A 21,501-nucleotide genomic window follows, 5' to 3' on the forward strand; every position below is an offset into this window, starting at 1 on the left:
GCGGGGTGGAGCAGCTTGGTAGCTCGTCGGGCTCATAACCCGAAGGTCGTCGGTTCAAATCCGGCCCCCGCAACCAAATACAAGACGATAGATTGAGTACTTATTTAGTATACAATTGTTAAGTCGTCTACGGATGCGCCGCTTGATTCAACGCCTGCTTCTCGCAACCAATCACATCGCTCTTTTCATAATGCTGCGAAGCATGAATCCCCAAAAGCTAAACTTTTATCCGCATCATATGATGTCGGACGATTTCGTTTGTGTTTAAAACACGATATGAATCGGCTGACGTACAAGTATGATGAGGCTTCGCGTGTTTTATCTACTTTAATTAACAGAGTTATCCACATACGTCGTTCTGTGGATAAGTTGGTTGATAAAGTGTTTTTAGCTTGACTTTTTATGATGGGGAAGAAAGATCTTTTCTCTAAAGTGAAGTTGAAACAACAAAGAAATATCAATTAAATCTTTGTTATATAAAGAAAAAATAAGTTTTTTGTCGGATCGAGTACGTTAAAATACGATCATTAACTGGTATTTTTTTGATCCTAGTCATTTCTCCGAGCTGTGTTTAACTTTTTTCTGCTAGCTTGTTTTTCTTGAATCTCAAATTTTTTTCCACATTACAAAATTGAGAACAAGGTCATGAATTGAACATGCAAAAGTACTTTCAATCTCTTGCATATAGACTACGCTCTATGCGTCTCTCGGCAGTCCCTTCTCGACTATCCTTATTAAGCGTTGCTTTTTCGTCTCTATAGATGAATTACTCTCAGTGGGGAGTTGATTCAGTTGCTCTGTCAAAGCCCATTTAATGTGCTCATCAAGTAATTTATTTTCACCTTGCCGACTTTCCAGCGCATCTATGATTCGCTGACTATATTCTGCATTACCAAGTGCGACAGCGATGTTACGTAGCCACTGTATATGACCAATACGACGGATAGCGGAGCCTTCCATATTTTTTAGAAAAGTCGCTTCATCCCAGTTAAACATGTCGACGAGGTCAGGGTTTTTGAAACTGTCACGACGGTGGAAATCATCTTGCTCCGTTATGTCGGCGTAGCGGTTCCATGGGCAAACCAATTGACAGTCGTCACAACCATAAATGCGGTTACCCATTGGCTTTCGAAACTCTTCAGGAATCACGCCATCGAACTCGATGGTGAGATAAGAGATACAACGCCTGGCATCGACAACTTTGTCTTCAACGATGGCTTGTGTTGGGCATGATGTAATGCATGCTTTGCATTTACCGCACTGATCAACGCTTGGCTCATCTACGGGTAGTGGTAAGTCGATAAGTAGTTCACCTAAAAAGAACCACGATCCACAGTCTTGATCTAAAATCAGGGAATGTTTCCCGGTCCAACCTAAGCCCGCTTTTTGGGCGAGAGGTCGCTCTAATATTGGTGCGGAATCAACGAAAGGTCGGTAACCATATTGACCAACCTCTTGTTCAATAAGTTTGCCGAGCTTATTTAGCTGCTTTCTGACGAGCTTGTGATAATCGCGCCCTAGTGCGTAGCGGCTAATATAGGCATGACTTTTATTCGCGAGGTTCGAAGCGAATTGAGCCTCTGGTGGCAGATAGTCCATCCGGACGCTGATAACACGAACGGTTCCCGGGAGTAGCTCATGGGGTCTAGCACGCATCATACCGTGACGAGCCATCCAATCCATTGAGCCGTGATAGCCTGCATCAAGCCATTTTTGTAGTGCTGCTTCATGTTCACTCAGATCAACGTCGCAGATCCCAACTTTTTGGAAGCCGAGTTCTTTTCCCCAAACTTTGATTTGTTGTGCGAGTTGTTCGTAGTTCATGTTAACCACCGGAATAAAGGGGGGCGGATCTTAACGGATCTCTGGCTTTGGTGCTACCCAGTTAGGTACGTTTTTGATGTTGTGAATACTGCTTATTGAAGTCATTTGCATATATTCTAAATCTAGGTCGATACTAAGATGATTAAGATACCGTTTATTGGATACTTTTTTCGCACATATGACATTTGAAAGCTTGTCTCTCAAAACCAACACGGTTTACTATTCCTGTTCTTTTGATTTTTATATAGTCAACGATCATTAGTTAGAGAAGCATCAATGAGCACGAAACAATTCAATTTAAAAGATGAGCATGAAACGGTTGCACTAGGCACCGCTTTGGCTCAGCTTTGTTCCCAGCAAACCACAATTTATCTGCATGGTGATTTGGGTGCAGGTAAAACAACCTTTAGTCGTGGTTTTGTCCGTGCTCTTGGTCATCAAGGTAACGTGAAAAGTCCAACTTATACTCTAGTCGAACCGTACCAGTTGGATCAGTGGCAAGTATATCACTTCGACCTTTATCGTCTTGCGGATCCTGAAGAGCTTGAGTTTATGGGGATTCGAGACTATTTCACAGACGATGCGATTTGCTTGGTTGAATGGCCTGAAAAAGGGCATGGCTTACTGCCACAACCGGATCTTGATGTAAACATTCGCTACCAAGGTGAGCAACGTGTAGCCGAACTAACAGCTAATAATGATTATGGTGTGCAGTTACTCAGTCGATTGGAGCTATGTTGAGTTTTTCAAATTTTAGAGTAGTGGCGACGTTTGTCGCCACTTTTCTCCTTCTCATCCCCAATTTAGCATTTGCTAACGTCGTTAAGAGTTTTCGAGTTTGGCCTTCACCTGATGAAACACGTGTTGTCATCGATTTAGGCTCGGAAGCTGACTATTCCTATTTCTCTTTATCAGGGCCGGATCGCCTTGTCGTGGATTTAAAAAGCACGACGATGCAGGCCAAACTGCCTGTTACTGTTACGGATAGCCCTGTTTTAAAACTGGTACGAAAAAGCTCGCCTCCAGAGAAGGGCACTTATCGTTTGGTGTTTGAACTAAAAAAGAGCGTTCAAGCGGAATTATTTAAATTAAGCCCAACACCAGGTGGGCAGTATGGTCACCGCTTGGTGATTGATTTACCGCACGGTAAGAAGGCATCGACCTCTAAACCGAGTAAGCCAGCGGCGGCCAGCAAAGACATGAGTTCAGTTCAACGAGCTCAAGAAGTGTTAATTGTTATCGATCCTGGTCACGGTGGGGAAGACCCTGGCTCTATTGGCCCTTCACGTCGTAAGTACGAGAAAGATGCGGTATTGAGTATCTCAAGAAAAATTGCTGCTCAGCTCGATGCGACTCCTGGTATTAAAACGCGCATGACTCGTACGGGAGATTATTTTGTAAACTTAAACCGTCGTGTCGCGATTGCTCGTGAAAATGATGCGCACTTGCTGATTTCCATTCACGCAGATGCGTTTACTTCACCGAAGCCTCGCGGTGGATCGGTCTTCGTACTAAATACTCGTCGTGCAAATACCGAAATTGCTCGTTGGGTCGAGAACCATGAGAAACAGTCTGAGTTATTGGGCGGCTCGGGTAATGCGTTCTTCACGAAGACAAAAGATCGTAACGTGAACCAAACTTTGTTGGACTTGCAGTTTAGTCATTCACAAAAAGAAGGCTATAAGTTGGCAACAGAAATCCTAGGTGAGATGGGACGTGTTGCGCACCTGCATAACACCAAACCGATCAACACCAGCCTTGCGGTTTTACGCTCTCCACAGATTCCGTCTGTGCTAGTGGAAACGGGCTTTATTTCTAACCCAACAGAAGAGCGTTTACTGTTTCAACGAGCGCACCAAGATAAGTTAGCTCAGGCTATCACTAAGGCGGTCGTCAAGTACTTAAAAGATAACCCACCAGAGGGTACGGTGTTCTCGCCTTCAGCGAAGCCAATGGTACATATTGTAAAGCGTGGCGAGTCATTATCGGTGATCGCGAACAAATATGGGCTTAGCTCTAAAGCGCTGATGTCGGCAAACAACTTGAAGTCGACAGGCTTGGCAATTGGTCAGAAGCTCAACATTCCTTCTGCTGGTACGATTAAAGTGCCAAGTAAACCGATTACTGTTGAGACAGAAACCATTACGCACAAGGTTAAGTCTGGTGAGTTCTTAGGTAAGATTGCGAATCACTATAAAGTGAAGGTTTCAGATATCCGCCGAGAGAATAACTTGAAGTCAGATACCTTGTGGGTAGGGCAAAAGTTGAAGATAACGGTCGCGGTAAAAGATAAACCGATTCGTAAGCACAAGGTTTCTCGGGGTGAGTTCCTTGGCAAAATAGCGTCCAAATACGGCGTTAGCGTATCGAGCATTCGTAAAGCGAATAACTTACGCTCTGATCAGCTAGCGGTTGGGCAAGTCCTGATCATTCCAAACAAGTAGGTGAGCTTCTAACTCATTATGACGATTAAAATTTTGCCAGCCAGACTTGCAAACCAAATCGCCGCAGGGGAAGTGGTCGAAAGACCTGCTTCTGTGATTAAAGAGCTGGTTGAAAATAGTCTTGATTCTGGCGCAACTCGAATCGATATCGATATCGAGAAAGGAGGCGCAAAGCTGATTCGTGTTCGTGATAACGGAAAAGGTATCGCGAAAGATGAACTCGGCTTAGCGCTCAGTCGTCATGCGACATCTAAGATACATACCTTAGATGATCTCGAAGCCATTATGAGTCTAGGTTTTCGCGGTGAAGCGTTAGCCAGTATTAGCTCAGTCTCGCGTTTGACGCTCACGTCGCGTCCTGCGGCACAAGAAGAAGCCTGGAGTGCCTACTCCGAAGGGCGTGATATGCAGGTGAAGCTTAAGCCAGCAGCGCACCCGATTGGCACTACCGTTGAGGTGTTGGACTTATTTTTTAATACTCCAGCGCGTCGCAAGTTTCTTCGTACGGAGAAAACCGAATTTGCTCATATTGATGAGTTATTGAAACGCATTGCGTTAAGCCGCTTTGATGTCACCATCAATGTGCGTCATAACGGCAAGATCATCCGTCAATATCGCGCGGCGAAAAATCAGCTTCAAACCGAAAAGCGTATTGCTGCTGTCTGCGGTAATGCGTTTGTGCGGCATATGCTCAGAATCGAGCTTGAGCATCAAGGGTTAAAGTTACATGGGTGGATTACCACACCAGAGGGAGCAAGGCAGCAAAGCGATTTACAATATTGCTATGTGAATGGCCGAATGATGCGTGACAAATTAATCAATCACGCGATTCGTCAAAGTTATGAAATGAGCTTAAAGCCAGATCAGTTTGCTGCGTATGTGCTCTTTATTGAGCTAGATCCGCACCAAGTAGATGTGAATGTTCACCCTGCTAAGCATGAAGTGCGTTTCCACCAAGCTCGTTTGGTGCATGATTTCATCTATCAAGCTTTGACGGATGCACTTTCACAAAGCGCCGTGATTGATAAACCACAGGTGAATGAATCGGCATTTCATCGCGTGGAACCGACTGAGTCCGAAGAGATTGAGCATTCGCCAGAGCCTGAAAAAGTACAAGAGCCAGCATCTTCACCAGTACCAGAGCGGGTTTATCAAGCGATAGATAGTACACCGGCTTATCCTGGACGCAGTGATTATGAAGTGAAGCCTCGTAATAGCGGTCCTAGTGAAACCTCCGTGCGAGAGGCGCGCGTAGTGGAGTCATTCAAACGTAATGATTGGGTGGAATCCAAACCCGCACCAAAGCCAAGTCACAGTAAAGAGCGCCACGTAGAACCAGCGCCAACTAAACAAGAAGTACGCGCTTATCACGAGCTGTTGAAAACGCCAGAGTTTGAGGCTCAGGCAGTCACTCCAATAGCGCCCCAAACGATAACTTCGCACACATCAATGCCATCGATTACTGCATTAGGCAAAGCGCTGATGGTGGTCGATGAACAATTTGTTTTGATGAGCAGTGACAGTGGGGCGGCGTTAGTCTCGTTACCTAGAGCAGAATTTTATCGTGTAAAAGGCCAGCTTTCTCCAAGCGATGGTGCACTCAAGGCACAACCTCTGCTTGTTCCTCTATCTATTAAGTTAGAGGCCGAATTAGTGAGACTGGCCCAAGATTATCAACAAGATTTGGCATTGCTTGGTATTCAATTGAAAGCGAGAAACGAGCACGCCTTAATGGTGATGGGCGTCCCAGCTCCGCTGCGTCAACAAAACTTACAAAATTTAGTACCAGATCTGTTATCTTACGCGCAATCTTGTGTGAACGAAGGTATAGCAGCGGCTCAGATGCTGTCTGAGTTGATAGATTGGCTCGCATTACAGGTCACGACAGTGAAGAGTCACTATACTTTTTCTGAAGCCATTCAAATTATTGCGGAACTTGAACAGCTAAGACATGGTCAATTGCCATTAGAAGATACAAAATTCGTATCCGCTGTTGATTTCTCTGCCACGATAGCCAAATTAAAACCATGACAGATAAACTACCTTTGGCGCTATTTTTAATGGGGCCAACTGCATCAGGCAAAACTGAGCTGGCGATTCGTCTTCGTCAAAAATTTCCGATTGAGATCATCAGTGTTGATTCTGCTTTGATCTACAAAGGGATGGATATCGGTACGGCGAAACCGGATGAAAAAGAGTTAAGTTTGGCGCCTCATCGCTTGATAGATATTTTGGATCCAAGTGAATCTTACTCTGTTGCCGACTTTCGTCGAGATGCATTGAAAGCGATGGATGATATTGTTGCAGAAGGAAAAATTCCACTTCTTGTGGGTGGAACAATGCTGTATTACAAGGCGTTACTTGAAGGTTTATCACCACTTCCTGCTGCAAATCCTGAAATTCGTCAGCAAATTGAACAAGAGGCATTGACTAAAGGTTGGTCAGTGTTGCACGATGAACTCAAAGAGGTTGATCCTGTGTCAGCCGCGAGAATCCATCCCAATGATCCCCAACGTTTATCTCGGGCATTGGAAGTATTTCGCATTTCAGGTAAAACTTTGACTGAATTGACTCAAACGAAAGGTGAAAGCCTACCATACCGAGTCAAGCAGTTTGCAATAGCTCCCAAGGATAGGGCAGAACTTCACCGTCGGATTGAACTCCGTTTCGAGAAGATGATGGAAGCGGGCTTTGAAGAAGAAATGAAAGCGTTACATTCGCGAAAAGATCTTCACCCCGATCTTCCTTCCATACGATGCGTCGGTTACCGACAGATGTGGGAGTATTTAGATGGGGAGTGTACACGTGACGAAGCGGTATTTCGTGGCGTATGCGCGACTCGTCAATTGGCCAAGCGTCAAATCACCTGGTTACGCAGCTGGGATGATTTAACTTGGTTGGATAGCGAGAACATTGAACAGGCATTAGAAACGATGTCGGAAGCAATAGCATCTGATTGACATAGCTGTGTATAATGTGATCGTTTTTGCGTGAACGCACTCTCAAAGGATCTGTTGTTGGCGGTTTTTATACTATGCTGCTAATTACTTAGAGTGCATTTTTGATTCGTTTAGCTCAGATGCAAAAGCCGTATCTTTTGCATTGCACCACTAGCTAAATAATTACAACTACAAATTAAATAAGGAAAATAAAAATGGCTAAGGGGCAATCTCTACAAGACCCATTTCTAAACGCGCTACGTCGTGAGCGTATCCCGGTATCTATCTACCTTGTGAATGGTATTAAACTACAAGGTCAGATCGAATCATTCGATCAATTTGTGATCCTGCTGAAGAATACTGTTAACCAAATGGTGTACAAGCACGCGATCTCAACAGTTGTGCCGGCTCGTCCAGTGAGCCATCACAGCGGTGAACGTCCACAAGGTGAGCGTCCACAAGAGAAATCAGAAGATTAATTCTTCATCGAGTATTTTTAAAATAAGGAGTTGATTGCTTGTTTGACCGTTATGAATCCGGTGAGCGAGCCGTACTTGTTCATATCAACTTCACGCAAGAAGGTGAATGGGAAGATCTGGCTGAGTTCGAAATGCTGGTTTCTTCTGCTGGGGTAGAGGCGCTACAAGTAGTAACTGGTAGTCGTCAATCCCCACACCCGAAATACTATGTCGGAGAGGGTAAGGCCCAAGAGATTGCTACAGCGGTACAATCAACGGGTGCCGAAATTGTGATTTTTAATCACGCCCTCTCTCCTGCCCAAGAACGTAACCTCGAAGCACTGTGCCAATGTCGAGTTCTCGACCGCACTGGTCTTATTCTCGATATCTTTGCTCAACGAGCTCGAACACACGAAGGTAAGCTACAGGTAGAGCTGGCTCAACTTCGTCATATCTCTACTCGTTTGATTCGTGGTTGGACGCACCTTGAAAGGCAGAAAGGTGGTATCGGTTTACGTGGCCCGGGTGAAACCCAGCTGGAAACCGACCGTCGCTTATTGCGTGACAGAATCAAAGCCATCCTGCGACGCTTAGACAAAGTAGCGAAGCAGCGTGAACAAGGGCGCCGCGCCCGAAATCGAGCTGAAATCCCAACGGTTTCACTTGTGGGTTACACCAACGCGGGTAAGTCGACACTCTTCAACCGTATTACAGAAGCTGGCGTGTACGCGGCTGATCAATTATTTGCTACTTTGGACCCGACTTTACGTAAGATAGAGTTAGCAGATGTTGGTCCTGCCATCTTGGCAGACACGGTTGGTTTTATTCGACATTTGCCACACGACTTGGTTGCGGCCTTCAAGGCAACCTTGCAGGAAACGCAAGAAGCTGACATTTTGTTACATGTTGTTGATGCCAGTGATGAGCGTTTTCGTGAGAATATTCAAGCTGTTCATGAAGTACTAGAAGAGATCGACGCGCATGAAGTGCCGACTCTGGTTGTCATGAACAAAATCGACAATCTAGATTCGCAGAAACCACGTATAGAACGAGACGAGGAAGGCGTACCTCGTGCAGTTTGGGTTTCAGCAATGGATGGGTTGGGCATTGATGTCCTGTTTGAGGCGCTGACGGAACGTCTGGCGTCACAAATGGTCGAGCATCAGTTGCGAATTCCTCCACAGTATCAAGGACGATTCCGTAGTACCTTCTTCCAAATGAAGTGTATTCAACGTGAGGAATATGACCAGGATGGTAACTTGTTGATCGATATTCGAATGCAGCAAGTAGATTGGTCTAGACTTGAAAAAAGAGAAGGGGCAGTTTTGACTGGCTTTATAGTCACTTAAAGGACTGCTACAGTATAACGTCATATCAAATGATGGAGCTTTCTAATGGCGTGGAATGAGCCTGGAAATAACAACGGCAACAATGGCCGCGATAATGACCCTTGGGGTAATAATAATCGTGGTGGCCAGCGTCCTGGTGGCCGAGATCAAGGTCCGCCAGATTTAGATGAAGTGTTCAACAAACTGAGTCAAAAGCTGGGCGGCAAGTTTGGTAAAAAAGGCGGCGGTGGTTCTCCAATCGGCGGCGGTGGTGGTAGTGCAATTGGCTTTGGCGTGATTGCTCTGATTGCTGTTGCAGTTTGGTTCTTCGCTGGTTTTTACACCATCGGTGAAGCAGAGCGTGGTGTTGTACTGCGTTTAGGTAAATACGATCGTATCGTAGACCCAGGTCTTAACTGGCGTCCTCGCTTTATTGATGAGTACGAAGCGGTAAACGTACAAGCGATTCGTTCACTACGTGCATCTGGTCTAATGCTGACCAAAGATGAAAACGTTGTAACAGTTGCGATGGATGTTCAGTACCGAGTGACTGACCCATACAAATACTTGTACCGTGTAACCAATGCAGACGACAGCTTGCGTCAAGCAACGGATTCTGCACTACGTGCAGTAATTGGTGACTCATTGATGGATAGCATTCTAACCAGTGGTCGTCAGCAAATTCGTCAAACTACGCAAGAAACACTGAACCAAATCATTGATAGCTATGATATGGGTCTGGTACTTGTTGATGTGAACTTCCAGTCTGCTCGTCCACCAGAGCAAGTGAAAGATGCGTTTGATGATGCAATCGCAGCACGTGAGGATGAAGAGCGTTTCATTCGTGAAGCTGAAGCATACAAGAACGAAATCTTGCCTAAGGCAACGGGTCGTGCAGAGCGTTTGAAGAAAGAAGCACAAGGTTACAATGAGCGTGTCACTAACGAGGCTCTTGGTCAGGTAGCACAGTTCGAAAAACTACTACCAGAATACCAAGCAGCGCCTGGTGTAACGCGTGATCGTCTGTACATTGACGCAATGGAAGAGGTGTACTCAAGCACTTCGAAAGTGTTGATTGACTCGGAATCAAGCGGCAATCTTCTTTACCTTCCAATCGATAAGTTGGCGGGACAAGAGGGCAAAGCAGATACCAAACGTAAATCGAAGTCATCTTCAACTTATGATCAAATTCAACTTGAGTCTGATCGTACACAAGAAGACACTTCGAACACGCAGTCTCGTTCAACAGGTTCACGTCAAGGGAGATACTAAGAATGCGTAAGTTAATGATCCCTGTACTGGTAATCGCACTGGCATTAATGTTGATGTCTTTGTTTGTGATTCCTGAAGGTGAGCGCGGTATCGTGGTTCGATTTGGTCGTGTCTTGAAAGACAATAACGACATCACTCGAATTTACGAGCCTGGTCTGCATTTCAAGATGCCTTTGTTTGACCGTGTGAAACAACTTGATGCACGTATCCAAACAATGGATGGTCGTGCAGACCGTTTCGTAACGTCTGAGAAAAAAGACGTTATCATTGATACCTACGTGAAGTGGCGTATTGAAGATTTTGGTCGCTACTACCTCGCGACAGGCGGTGGTAACTCGCTAACGGCAGAGGCACTACTTGAGCGTAAAGTGACGGACGTGCTTCGTTCTGAAATCGGTGCTCGTGAAATCAAACAGATCGTATCTGGTCCACGTAACGATGATGTGCTACCAGAAGACGCAAGTGCCGATGTTGTCGCAACTGAAGCGGCTCGTGAGGCGCTTGAGATTGATGGTGAACGCGACCTAATCATGTCTGAAGTATTGAAAGACACGCGTGAAAGCGCAATGAAAGACTTGGGTGTTCGTGTCGTTGATTTCCGAATGAAGAAAATCAACCTGCCTGATGAAATCAGTGAGTCTATCTACCGTCGTATGCGTGCGGAGCGTGAGTCTGTTGCTCGTAAGCACCGTTCTCAAGGTCGTGAAAAGGCGGAAGTTATTCGTGCTCAAGCAGAACTAGAAGTAGCAACTATTCTAGCTGAAGCTGATAAAACTGCGCGTGTGACACGAGGTGAAGCGGATGCTGAAGCTGCGAAGATTTATGCTGAAGCGTACAACAAAGACCCTGAGTTCTTTAGCTTCCTACGCTCGCTACGTGCGTATGAGAAGTCCTTCAGCTCTAAGAGCGATATTCTGGTGCTTGATCCGAAGAGTGAGTTCTTCCAATACATGAACCAGTCGAAGGGCAGCATGGAGAAATAATCTCCGCGTCTCATTGAAATAAAAGGCTCCTTAGGGAGCCTTTTTTGTATCTGATGCTAAGTGCTAGCTCATCATGATGGCGATGACGGCTCCAGCAACTACTAGGCAGCCACCGATGCGTCGTAGCTGATTGTTGGGTTGTTCACTTAATTGAGCCACCATATTCCGCCAACCGTTAGGAGCAATCAGTGGCCCAATGCCTTCCACGATCAAGACGAGCCCAATCGCCAACCATATGGATTCAGACATAGCGCTTTCCAGTCGAATAGAGAAAGCTAAATACTATCAGTGATATGCTGATTTCAAAATGAACAAAGCGGCAAGATGACATTCTGGTAGCAACTCTGTGAACAAAAAATGACTGCAAGAAGCGTGATTCGGTGCTAGAATCCATTTTTAACTAGCAATCAGACTTGGAAAGATGGGAAATAACGTAGTCGTTCTAGGCACCCAATGGGGTGACGAAGGTAAAGGTAAAATCGTAGACCTTTTAACTGAAGATGCAAAATACGTGGTACGCTACCAAGGCGGTCACAACGCAGGTCACACTCTCGTAATTGACGGTGAAAAAACCGTTCTTCACTTAATTCCATCAGGTATCCTTCGCGATAACGTAAAATGTGTTATCGGTAACGGTGTTGTACTATCACCTGAAGCTCTACTTAAAGAAATGAAGCCTCTTGAAGAGCGCGGTATTCCAGTACGCGAGCGTCTTTTCATTTCTGAAGCATGTCCGCTAATTCTTCCTTACCACGTTGCAATGGACCAAGCTCGCGAAATCGCTCGCGGTAAAAAAGCTATCGGTACTACTGGTCGTGGTATCGGTCCAGCATACGAAGATAAAGTTGCTCGTCGCGGTCTACGCGTTGGCGACCTATTCGATATGGCGACTTTCGCAGAGAAGCTAAAAGAAGTCATGGAGTTCCATAACTTCCAACTAGTTAACTTCTACAAAGCGGAGCCAGTGAGCTACGAAGAAGTACTTGAGCAAGCGAAAGGCTACGCTGAACTACTAACGTCAATGGTTATCGACGTAACTGACGAACTAGACGCAGCACGTAAGCGCGGCGACAAGATCATGTTCGAAGGTGCACAAGGTACACTACTTGATATCGACCACGGTACTTACCCGTACGTAACGTCTTCTAACACGACTGCTGGTGGTGTTGCTGCAGGTTCTGGTTTTGGTCCTCGTCACATCGGTTACATCTTGGGTATCGCAAAAGCGTACTGTACTCGCGTTGGTGCTGGTCCATTCCCGACTGAACTATACGACGGTTTAGATAAGCAAGATCCAATTGGTAAGCACTTGGGTGAAGTTGGCCACGAGTTCGGTGCGACAACTGGTCGTCTACGTCGTACAGGTTGGTTCGATGCTGTTGCTATGCGTCGTGCAATCCAAATCAACTCTGTATCTGGTTTCTGTCTAACTAAACTAGACGTACTAGATGGTCTAGAAGAGCTAAAAATCTGTACTGGTTACAAGATGGAAGATGGCTCTGTGCTAGAAGTTTCTCCGATGGCTGCTGAAGCATTCGAAAAAGCAACGCCAATCTACGAAACAATGCCTGGTTGGTCTGAGAACACATTTGGTGCTAAGTCACTAGATGCTCTACCACAAGCCGCTCTTGACTACATCAAGCGTATTGAAGAGCTAACTGGCGTTCCAGTAGACATCATCTCTACAGGTCCTGACCGTAACGAAACTATCATCAAAGTTCACCCATTCGAAGCTTAATTGATAGCCGTTAAAGATTGCAAAAGCCGACCTTCTGGTCGGCTTTTTTGTATCTGAACAAAAACAGCGTGACTCTCATATGGCAAGCTTTTGCCGCTGAGCCTAAATCAGAGGCAAAAATTGTCTAAAGCTTAGCTGTTTTTTGCCGATAAGGTTATCAAGCAGAGGAGATCCTTCACCGATCTTTGGTTTCTTAGATACCTTAAGGGTACGTTTATGAAGTTACGAACAGTGGCTGCTTCACTGTTGTTGACCTTGGTTGCTACCACAGTGAAAGCCAATGTTGCTGATGTGGGGGCACCAGTTCCGATCTATACCGAAGCAGAGCTGATAAAGCTTATTGAGCAAAATAAGCACTTACAACGTGTGCGCGCTGATAACTGCCAGCTGGTGGAGGATATCGTAGCTCGTGCGACTCGAATTAACTTACCCGCTTATGAGTTTCTATACGGAGATATGTTGGCTTGGGGTGTGTGTGTCGAGCAAGATGTCGAACTGGGTCTTTACTACATCGAAAATGCAGCGCATCAGGGGTTACCTGCTGCACTAGAGCAGATTGGCCGATACTATTCGCGTGGCACTTTAGTACAGCAAGATAAAGAACGTGCAATTCCATATTTGCGAGAAGCTGCGTCAATGGGAAACCTAAACGCGCGTATTCATCTGGCCGAGTTGCTTTTACGTGATTATGGCAGTCCACTCGATTACGAAGATGCGTATCGTTGGTTATATAACTCTGTCACAGCAGATAAGCGGCAGCATAAGCGCATAACTGTATTGAGAAACGGCCTTGAACAGCGCATGCCACAAAACGTTATTGCTCGAGCTAAACGGCGAGACACCTTTTGGTAACGCTTCAATATTGCAAACAACTTCATACAACAAAGCCCACGTCACGTGGGCTTTGTTGTTTTCCCGATAGCTGATAGCGCTTAAACCACTTTGTGTGGACCGAAGCATTCGTAATGGAATTGCTCTTCTGGTACGCCAAGTTCTAATAGCTGTTTCGCTATGTGCTGCATAAATCCTACAGGGCCACAGAAGTACACCTGCACGTTATCTTGCTTTAATGCAGCTTCAATTTCATACAGATTGACAAAGCCCGTGAAGTGGAAGTCTTCACCTAGTTTGTCTTCTGTCGTTGGTTGGTTATACCAAACGAGCGCGTTCATATTTTCTTTTTCTGCAACGAGTTGGTTTACGTGTTGCTTGAAAGCATGCTGTTGGCCATTTTCTGTTGCATGAACCCAAGTTACAGGTGCTTGATGTGCTGAGAGACTTTCTAGCATTGACAGCGTTGGAGTAAGTCCCACACCAGCAGATATTAGAACAACGGGTGTTTGTGGTTCGGCATCCATAAAGAAATCACCGGCAGGGGCCGCAAGCTGCACTTTTTCGCCAATGTTCAGGCTATCGTGCAGGTAGTTCGACACTTTTCCGCCTTCTTCACGTTTTACCGAGATACGGTAAGTGTTCTCTTGGACCGCAGAAGACAGACTATATTGGCGAATTTCTTGGTTTTCTAACTGGTCACTGTTGATGTAGATGCCAAGGTATTGTCCCGGTTTATACGGCGCCACTTTTTGACCATCGGTTGGCTTTAGCACAAAGCTGCAAATGTGTTCGCTCTCAATCTTTTTATCGACTAATTCAAATTCGCGTAGACCGCGCCAGCCGCCTTCCAAAGCTTCATTTTGTTGGTAAATTTGTTCTTCGCGCTGAATAAATACATTCGCAAGTACGCCGTAAGCCTCAGCCCAAGCATCCAACACTTCTTGACCTGGATTAAAAAGCTCATCGATTGTCGCAAGTAAATGCTTACCAACGATTTGGTACTGATCTTCTGTGATCAAAAAGCTCGTGTGCTTATGCGCAATTTTCTCTACTGCGCCAAGCAGAGCTGGCAAATTTTCAATATTGGCAGCATAGGCACAGATAGCGTTGAATAATGCTTCACGCTGATCGCCGTTACGCTGGTTACTCATGTTAAAAATATCTTTCAACTCAGGGTTATGAGTAAACATACGCTCGTAAAAGTGCGCGGTCAGTTTTGGTCCTGTTTCGGCGATGAGTGGTGCAGTCGCTTTGACGATCTCGATAGTTTGATTGCTGAGCATAAGGGCTTCCTACTTTAAGTTGTATTTATAATGCATGTTTAAAGTTGTATCTCAAATGTATCTTTCGATCAAGAAAAGATTTACACTTTTATCGATAGCTCAAGTTTGGGGTTTTAGCATCACCAGCGGGTTATTGAGTCGCACTTTGGGAGAGAATATGCAGTTAACTAGTTTCACTGATTATGCGTTGAGAACCTTAATTTTCTTGGCTTCGTTGCCGGAAGATGAGTTAACCAGCATTACCGAAGTGACGGATTTATTTGGTGTGTCGCGCAACCATATGGTTAAAGTTATCAATCGGTTAGGGCAGTTGGGTTATGTCCATACCGTGCGCGGAAAAAACGGTGGTATCCGGCTGATGAAGCCAGCGTCTGAAATCACAGTCGGTGGTGTTGTGCGCGATTTAGAGCCGTTAGATTTAGTCAACTGTGGTGTGGATTTTTGCCATATTACCCCTGCTTGCCGCCTCAAAGATAAATTGGCGAAAGCAAAAAGTGCCTTTCTGGCGGAGTTGGATGACTGCACGATTGAATCCTTGCTCAGTGACAATTCTGAACTTTTGATCTTGCTGGCTCGTCCTTAACTCATTTGCATGCCTAGAGTCGATCTCGATCATTCTTTTTTCAAAGCAATTCTGTAGCTTATCGAGAGACTCAGATATACTAGCCATATACCTTCCTTGCTAGATAGGCGTGCCTATGTCAGACAATATTCCAAACGATCCTTTTGCAGATCGTGAATCCAAAAATTACGAAAATCCAATTCCAAGCCGAGAGTTTATCATCGAGTTTCTAGAGCAAGCGGGCGTTCCAATGAATCGTAACGACTTGTTTGAGGCACTAAAGCTTGAGGGCGAAGAGCAATACGAAGGGTTGCGTCGTAGGCTACGTGCGATGGAGCGAGATGGCCAACTGGTGTTTACCCGCCGTCAGTGCTATGCATTGCCTGAAAAACTTGAAATGGTGAAAGGTTACGTGATTGGTCATCGTGATGGCCATGGTTGGGTACGTCCAGAAGGCAGCGTCGGCAAGGATGATGATATTCTGTTACCGCACCATCAGATGAAGAACATCATCCACGGTGATTTTGTCTTAGTGCAACCTACAGACAACAGCAAGCGCGGCCGCCGTGAAGGACGTTTGGTGCGTGTGCTAGAGGAGCGTAATGATCAAATCGTCGGTCGTTTCTTCCTTGAATATGGATACTCCTACGTTGTCCCAGATGACTCGCGTATCAGCCAAGATATCCTGATCCCAAATGAGCACAAAGCGGGTGCACGCATGGGTAACGTAGTCGTAATTGAAATTACTGATCGTGGCTCACGCTCACGCGGCATGATGGGTAAAGTGGTTGAAGTCCTTGGTGAAAACATGGCACCAGGTATGGAAACACAAATTGCGATTCGTACACACCAAATCCCTCACGAATGGCCAGAAGCCGTCGATAAACAAATCGAAAACTTAGGCGAAGAAGTACCAGAAGAAGCCAAAGTTGGTCGTGTGGATCTACGTGATTTGCCACTAGTGACCATTGACGGCGAAGACGCACGAGACTTTGATGATGCCGTTTACTGTGAAAAGAACAAAGAAGGTGGTTGGCGTTTATGGGTAGCGATTGCTGACGTCAGTTACTACGTTCGTCCTGACTCTGCGTTGGATAAAGAAGCGATCAATCGTGGTAACTCAGTATATTTCCCTTCGCAAGTTGTGCCAATGTTGCCAGAAGTACTGTCGAACGGTCTATGTTCGCTTAACCCGCAAGTAGATCGCTTGTGTATGGTGTGCGAAATGACCATTTCCGATACAGGTAAGCTGTCTGGTTACAAGCATTACGAGGCGGTGATGAACTCGCACGCTCGTCTCACATATAGCAAAGTGAGCGCGATTCTAGAAGGGGATGAAGAACTACGTGAGCGCTACCAGCCGCTTGTTTCTCATCTAGAAGAGTTGCACAAGATGTACAAAGTGCTGAAAGAAGCACGAGATCAACGCGGTGCAATCGAATTTGAAACCGTTGAAACCAAATTTATTTTCAATGCGGAACGTAAAATCGAAAGCATTGAGCCAGTAATTCGTAATGACGCGCATAAGATCATCGAAGAATGTATGATTTTAGCCAACATTGCTTCGGCATCGCTGGTAGAAAAAGCGAAAGAGCCCGCGCTTTATCGTATCCACGAATCTCCAGGTGAATTACGCCTGCAAGGTTTCCGTGACTTCTTAAGTGAACTTGGTCTTGAGCTAAAAGGTGGTTTAGAGCCTTCACCAACGGACTATGCTGATCTCGCACGTCAAATCTCCGGGCGTCAAGATCAAGAGTTGATTCAGACCATGCTGCTACGCTCAATGAAGCAAGCGGTATACAACGCAGATAACGCGGGGCACTTTGGGTTGGCATTGAAACGCTATGCACACTTTACGTCGCCAATTCGTCGTTACCCTGACTTGTTACTTCACCGTGCAATCAAGTATCTGATTGCTAAAGAAGAAGGTCGTAATCAAGATCGCTGGACACCAACAGGTGGCTATCATTACTCGTTTGACGACATGGATTTTTACGGCGAACAATGTTCGATGACAGAGCGCCGTGCTGATGATGCAACACGTGATGTTGCGGATTGGCTGAAGTGTGAATATATGCAAGACCACGTCGGTGACGAACTAGACGGTGTTATTGCTAATGTCACTAGCTTTGGCTTCTTTGTACGTTTAACGGATTTGCACATCGATGGTTTGGTACATATTTCTACCCTTGCGAACGACTACTATCAATTTGACCCGATTGGTCAACGACTTATTGGTGAAAGTTTCGGTAACATCTACCGCTTAGGTGATGCAGTAAAAGTAAAAGTACTGGCTGTTAACCTCGATGATAAGCAAATTGACTTTGAATTGGTCGAAACAAGTCGTAAGCTACGCGGCGAAGGTAAGACTGCGAAGAAACGCGCAGCGGAAGCAAAACGCAAAGCGAAAGATAAAAAACGCGCTGCGACTCGCTCTTCATCGAAGGAAGGTGGCGCGGCTCGTGCAGTTCCTGCGATAGAGCCAACTAAACGCCCAGAAGAAACGGGCGCAACGAGTAAGCGTAATGGCCCAAAACGTGGTGACGCCGAAGGCAACGAGAAGCCTAAAGTGAAAAAAGCACGTAAAAAGAAGCCGCACAGTAAGCCGAAGAAAACCAAGCGCACTAAAAAAGAAGCGCAGTAGGTTGAAGCGCCAACTTAGTTCAAACTCGGTTGGCGCAGGCAATACGACCAGAACAACAGGTTAAACAATGAGTAACGAATTTATCTACGGCATTCACGCAGTGAAGGCGGTATTGGAGCGCGAACCAGAGCGTTTTATCGAGGCGTACGTTTTAAAAGGTCGTCAAGATGATCGCCTAATGCCAATCCTAAATGATCTTCAGGTTTGTGGTGTTTCTATTCAGCAGATGACACGTAAAACCTTGGATGACAAAGCGCGCGGTGCAAATCACCAAGGCATCATCGCTCGTGTGAAACCAGCGAAGCAGCTGAATGAGAACGATATTGATGACATCCTTGCAAAGCACGAATCACCACTGCTCTTAGTGTTAGACGGCGTGACCGATCCACACAATCTTGGTGCGTGTTTACGTAACGCAGATGCGGCAGGTGCTGCGGCGATCATCGTACCGAAAGATCGTTCTGCGCCAATGAATGCGACGGTAAGTAAAGTCGCTTGTGGTGCAGCTGAAGTCGTACCATTGATCCGAGTGACTAACTTGGCTCGTACTATGCGTACATTGCAAGAGAAAGGCATCTGGTTTGTTGGTACGGCGGGCGAAGCAACGCACGACATCTACCAAGCCAAACTGACTGGACCTCTTGCTATCGTAATGGGGGCTGAAGGTGACGGTATGCGTCGTCTGACTCGTGAAACCTGCGACGATTTGATTAAGATCCCAATGGCTGGTAGCGTTTCAAGCTTGAACGTATCTGTGGCATCCGGCATCTGTTTGTTTGAGGCAGTTCGTCAGCGTATTGCTGCAAAGTAACGACGAAACAAACAGTTACTGTAGAATCAGACATAATGATAAAAACAAAGGATGGGGTGCCATCCTTTGTCGTTTTCACCGATTTATAAATAAAAATCCTCAGGGAAGTTATGACTCAACAAGACATTAAATTCATCGCCTTCGATCTAGATGGTACTTTGCTTGATAGCGTGCCAGATCTAGCTGTCGCGGCAGACCAAGCAGTACAGGCGCTTGGCTTTCCATCGGTTTCAGAAGAACAAGTTCGTGATTACGTGGGTAACGGTGCAGACGTGCTTATTGGTCGCTCACTAAGCCAAAGCCTGACCATCAACCCGGAGCTGAGTGAAGAGCTTCGTGCTAAAGCGCGTGTATTGTTTGATGATTACTACGAGCAAAGCGGTCACAAGCTAAGTCACCTTTACCCAACGGCAAAAGAGACACTAGCAGAGCTGCATAAAGCGGGTTTTGTTATGGCGTTGGTGACCAACAAACCTTCAAAGTTTGTGCCTGACGTTTTGGAAAAGCACGACATCGCAAAATACTTCGTTGATGTTCTTGGCGGTGATGCATTCCCAGAGAAAAAACCAAACCCAGTCGCACTGAATTGGCTGATGGAAAAACACCAAATCCAACCTAGTGAAATGCTGATGGTTGGCGACTCGAAAAACGACATTCTTGCAGCGAAGAACGCAGGTTGCGCCTCATTTGGTCTGACATATGGTTACAACCACGGTGAACCTATTTCTGCATCAAATCCAGATTTCGTCGCTGACAGTTTGGCAGAATTATTGGACGTTGTAGCGGTTTCTGCATAACGGCTACAAAAGAGCTTCCAAAATACTCGTTAATGAGTACACTGAGTAAACCGTGCACCTATTACTGCACGGTTTTTTTCATTTAATTAGATTAAGAAGTCAAAGGAATCATTCTAATGAGCAAACCCATTGTATTGAGTGGTGTTCAACCTTCAGGTGAACTAAGTATCGGTAACTACTTGGGTGCTCTACGTCAATGGCAGCAGATGCAAGACGATTATGATTGCCAATATTGTGTGGTAGACCTTCACGCGATTACGGTTCGTCAGGACCCTAAAGCGCTGCATGAAGCAACTCTAGACGCACTGGCAATTTGTCTGGCTGTTGGTGTTGACCCGAAGAAGAGCACGCTATTTGTTCAGTCACATGTACCAGAGCATGCTCAATTAGGTTGGCTTCTTAACTGCTACACTCAAATGGGTGAGCTGAGCCGTATGACTCAGTTTAAAGACAAATCGGCACGTTACGCGAATGACGTAAACGTCGGTCTATTTGACTACCCGGTGTTGATGGCGGCTGACATTTTGCTTTACGGTGCACACCAAGTACCTGTAGGCAGTGACCAGAAGCAACATCTAGAATTAGCGCGCGATATCGCAACGCGTTTCAACAATATTTACTCGCCAGAGCAGCCAATCTTCCAAGTTCCAGAGCCTTACATTCCGACAGTAAATGCGCGTGTAATGAGCCTTCAAGACGCAACGAAGAAGATGTCTAAATCTGATGACAACCGTAAGAACGTTATCACGCTGCTGGAAGAGCCTAAGTCGATCCTTAAGAAGATCAACAAAGCGCAAACCGATACCGAAACGCCACCAAGTATCCGTCATGATATCGAGAACAAGGCGGGCATTGCTAACCTAATGGGTCTGTACTCTGCGGCGACAGGCATGAGCTTCGAAGAGATTGAAGCGAAGTACCAAGGCGTAGAAATGTATGGCCCATTTAAGAAAGATGTTGGTGAGGCAGTTGTAGCAATGCTTGAGCCAATTCAAGCAGAATATCACCGTATTCGCGCTGATCGTGCTTACATGGACGAGGTAATGCAGCAAGGTGCTGAGAAAGCCTCGGCACGAGCGGCTGAAACGCTTAAGAAAGCATACGAAGCAGTAGGTTTTGTAGCTCGCCCATAGTCGCTAAGAACGAATACGAAAAAGCTCCACTTTGGTGGAGCTTTTTTTATGCCTGTATTACTGAAATGGCGTGTCTTTCATACAGCGTTCCATGTCGTAATATTCAACACGTCCTCGAGCCCCTAGAAAGGCAGACTTCACAACCATGCCTCTATCAATGAAGTAACTAAGCTGTACGCATGATATATCGTAGCTGAGTTCTTTAATTCTCGCTGGAATCCAGTAGGTTCCTGGCGTTCTTAGACGCTGAGTAAAGGTAATAACACCCTCGTCACTGACTTCTAGCTCTTCAATACCATCCAGTTCATTTTTGGCTGATTCGATGATGTCTTGATTCGCCGTAGGTTGAAGTGGCTCACTGGCGGTCAACTGACACCCCGCTATCAAGCCAAGTAGGGAGAGAGCTAGCACACTGCGTTGAATTTTTTTCATTTGTCGTTCCTGGGTTTAC

General features: G+C 45.8%; 19 protein-coding genes. 15 read left to right on the plus strand and 4 right to left on the minus strand.

Annotated features, from left to right (window positions below; all coding sequences use genetic code 11):
• Window positions 1–696 precede the first annotated feature (696 nt).
• Complete coding sequence (gene queG, locus R7R78_RS20715) at window positions 697–1,824, minus strand: tRNA epoxyqueuosine(34) reductase QueG (protein ID WP_005381370.1); 1,128 nt, start codon at window positions 1,822–1,824, stop codon at window positions 697–699.
• A 276-nt stretch (window positions 1,825–2,100) separates the two neighbouring features.
• Here queG and tsaE point away from each other — a divergent pair, with 276 nt between their 5' ends.
• From tsaE to hflC, 8 genes are all read left to right on the plus strand, one after another.
• Window positions 2,101–2,565: a tRNA (adenosine(37)-N6)-threonylcarbamoyltransferase complex ATPase subunit type 1 TsaE gene (gene tsaE / locus R7R78_RS20720; protein WP_005381372.1), complete on the plus strand. Its 465-nt coding sequence runs from the start codon at window positions 2,101–2,103 to the stop codon at window positions 2,563–2,565.
• Window positions 2,559–4,268: an N-acetylmuramoyl-L-alanine amidase gene (locus R7R78_RS20725; RefSeq protein ID WP_005381374.1), complete on the plus strand. Its 1,710-nt coding sequence runs from the start codon at window positions 2,559–2,561 to the stop codon at window positions 4,266–4,268. Before tsaE ends, R7R78_RS20725 begins: the two co-directional genes overlap by 7 nt.
• A gap of 18 nt (window positions 4,269–4,286) precedes the next feature.
• Window positions 4,287–6,299, plus strand: a complete 2,013-nt coding sequence (gene mutL, locus R7R78_RS20730; RefSeq protein ID WP_054575295.1) for a DNA mismatch repair endonuclease MutL — start codon at window positions 4,287–4,289, stop codon at window positions 6,297–6,299.
• Window positions 6,296–7,228: a tRNA (adenosine(37)-N6)-dimethylallyltransferase MiaA gene (gene miaA / locus R7R78_RS20735; RefSeq protein ID WP_005381378.1), complete on the plus strand. Its 933-nt coding sequence runs from the start codon at window positions 6,296–6,298 to the stop codon at window positions 7,226–7,228. The genes mutL and miaA overlap by 4 nt, the downstream gene beginning before the upstream one ends.
• A 194-nt stretch (window positions 7,229–7,422) precedes the next feature.
• Entirely contained in the window at window positions 7,423–7,686 is a 264-nt protein-coding gene (gene hfq, locus R7R78_RS20740; protein ID WP_005381379.1) for an RNA chaperone Hfq, read from the plus strand.
• Window positions 7,687–7,724: 38 nt separating this feature from the next.
• A complete protein-coding gene (hflX, locus tag R7R78_RS20745; protein ID WP_005381380.1) occupies window positions 7,725–9,014 on the plus strand; it encodes a ribosome rescue GTPase HflX in 1,290 nt (429 codons plus the stop codon).
• 45 nt (window positions 9,015–9,059) lie between these two features.
• Entirely contained in the window at window positions 9,060–10,265 is a 1,206-nt protein-coding gene (gene hflK, locus R7R78_RS20750) for an FtsH protease activity modulator HflK (protein ID WP_017633728.1), read from the plus strand.
• 2 nt (window positions 10,266–10,267) lie between these two features.
• Window positions 10,268–11,248, plus strand: a complete 981-nt coding sequence (gene hflC / locus R7R78_RS20755) for a protease modulator HflC (protein ID WP_005381382.1) — start codon at window positions 10,268–10,270, stop codon at window positions 11,246–11,248.
• Window positions 11,249–11,311: 63 nt separating this feature from the next.
• Here the strand turns inward: hflC and R7R78_RS20760 are convergent, their stop codons facing one another.
• On the minus strand, window positions 11,312–11,497 hold the full coding sequence (locus R7R78_RS20760; RefSeq protein ID WP_005381383.1) for a DUF2065 domain-containing protein: 186 nt from the start codon (window positions 11,495–11,497) through the stop codon (window positions 11,312–11,314).
• A gap of 172 nt (window positions 11,498–11,669) precedes the next feature.
• On the opposite strand from R7R78_RS20760, the gene R7R78_RS20765 reads away from it, so the two are divergent.
• Window positions 11,670–12,986: an adenylosuccinate synthase gene (locus tag R7R78_RS20765; protein ID WP_005381385.1), complete on the plus strand. Its 1,317-nt coding sequence runs from the start codon at window positions 11,670–11,672 to the stop codon at window positions 12,984–12,986.
• Between the two features lie 216 nt (window positions 12,987–13,202).
• Complete coding sequence (motX, locus tag R7R78_RS20770; protein ID WP_005381388.1) at window positions 13,203–13,838, plus strand: flagellar protein MotX; 636 nt, start codon at window positions 13,203–13,205, stop codon at window positions 13,836–13,838.
• Between the two features lie 80 nt (window positions 13,839–13,918).
• Here the strand turns inward: motX and hmpA are convergent, their stop codons facing one another.
• Window positions 13,919–15,103: an NO-inducible flavohemoprotein gene (gene hmpA / locus R7R78_RS20775; RefSeq protein ID WP_225474191.1), complete on the minus strand. Its 1,185-nt coding sequence runs from the start codon at window positions 15,101–15,103 to the stop codon at window positions 13,919–13,921.
• A gap of 157 nt (window positions 15,104–15,260) precedes the next feature.
• Here hmpA and nsrR point away from each other — a divergent pair, with 157 nt between their 5' ends.
• From nsrR to trpS, 5 genes are all read left to right on the plus strand, one after another.
• Entirely contained in the window at window positions 15,261–15,686 is a 426-nt protein-coding gene (nsrR, locus tag R7R78_RS20780) for a nitric oxide-sensing transcriptional repressor NsrR (protein WP_005381392.1), read from the plus strand.
• Window positions 15,687–15,801: 115 nt separating this feature from the next.
• Window positions 15,802–18,309: a ribonuclease R gene (gene rnr, locus R7R78_RS20785; RefSeq protein WP_017821742.1), complete on the plus strand. Its 2,508-nt coding sequence runs from the start codon at window positions 15,802–15,804 to the stop codon at window positions 18,307–18,309.
• A 67-nt stretch (window positions 18,310–18,376) separates the two neighbouring features.
• Window positions 18,377–19,120 carry a 23S rRNA (guanosine(2251)-2'-O)-methyltransferase RlmB gene (rlmB, locus tag R7R78_RS20790; protein WP_047103967.1) on the plus strand — a complete coding sequence of 248 codons (744 nt, stop codon included), beginning with the start codon at window positions 18,377–18,379 and terminating at the stop codon, window positions 19,118–19,120.
• A gap of 110 nt (window positions 19,121–19,230) precedes the next feature.
• Window positions 19,231–19,917, plus strand: coding sequence for a phosphoglycolate phosphatase (locus R7R78_RS20795; protein ID WP_213968939.1), 687 nt, complete (start codon window positions 19,231–19,233; stop codon window positions 19,915–19,917).
• Window positions 19,918–20,033: 116 nt separating this feature from the next.
• The gene (trpS, locus tag R7R78_RS20800; RefSeq protein ID WP_005381398.1) at window positions 20,034–21,050 is read left to right on the plus strand and encodes a tryptophan--tRNA ligase; all 1,017 of its coding nucleotides are present in this window, start codon (window positions 20,034–20,036) and stop codon (window positions 21,048–21,050) included.
• Window positions 21,051–21,107: 57 nt separating this feature from the next.
• Here trpS and R7R78_RS20805 read toward each other — a convergent pair whose 3' ends face one another.
• Window positions 21,108–21,482, minus strand: a complete 375-nt coding sequence (locus R7R78_RS20805) for a hypothetical protein (protein ID WP_005381401.1) — start codon at window positions 21,480–21,482, stop codon at window positions 21,108–21,110.
• Window positions 21,483–21,501: the final 19 nt, after the last annotated feature.

This window comes from Vibrio sp. 2134-1, assembly GCF_033339495.1.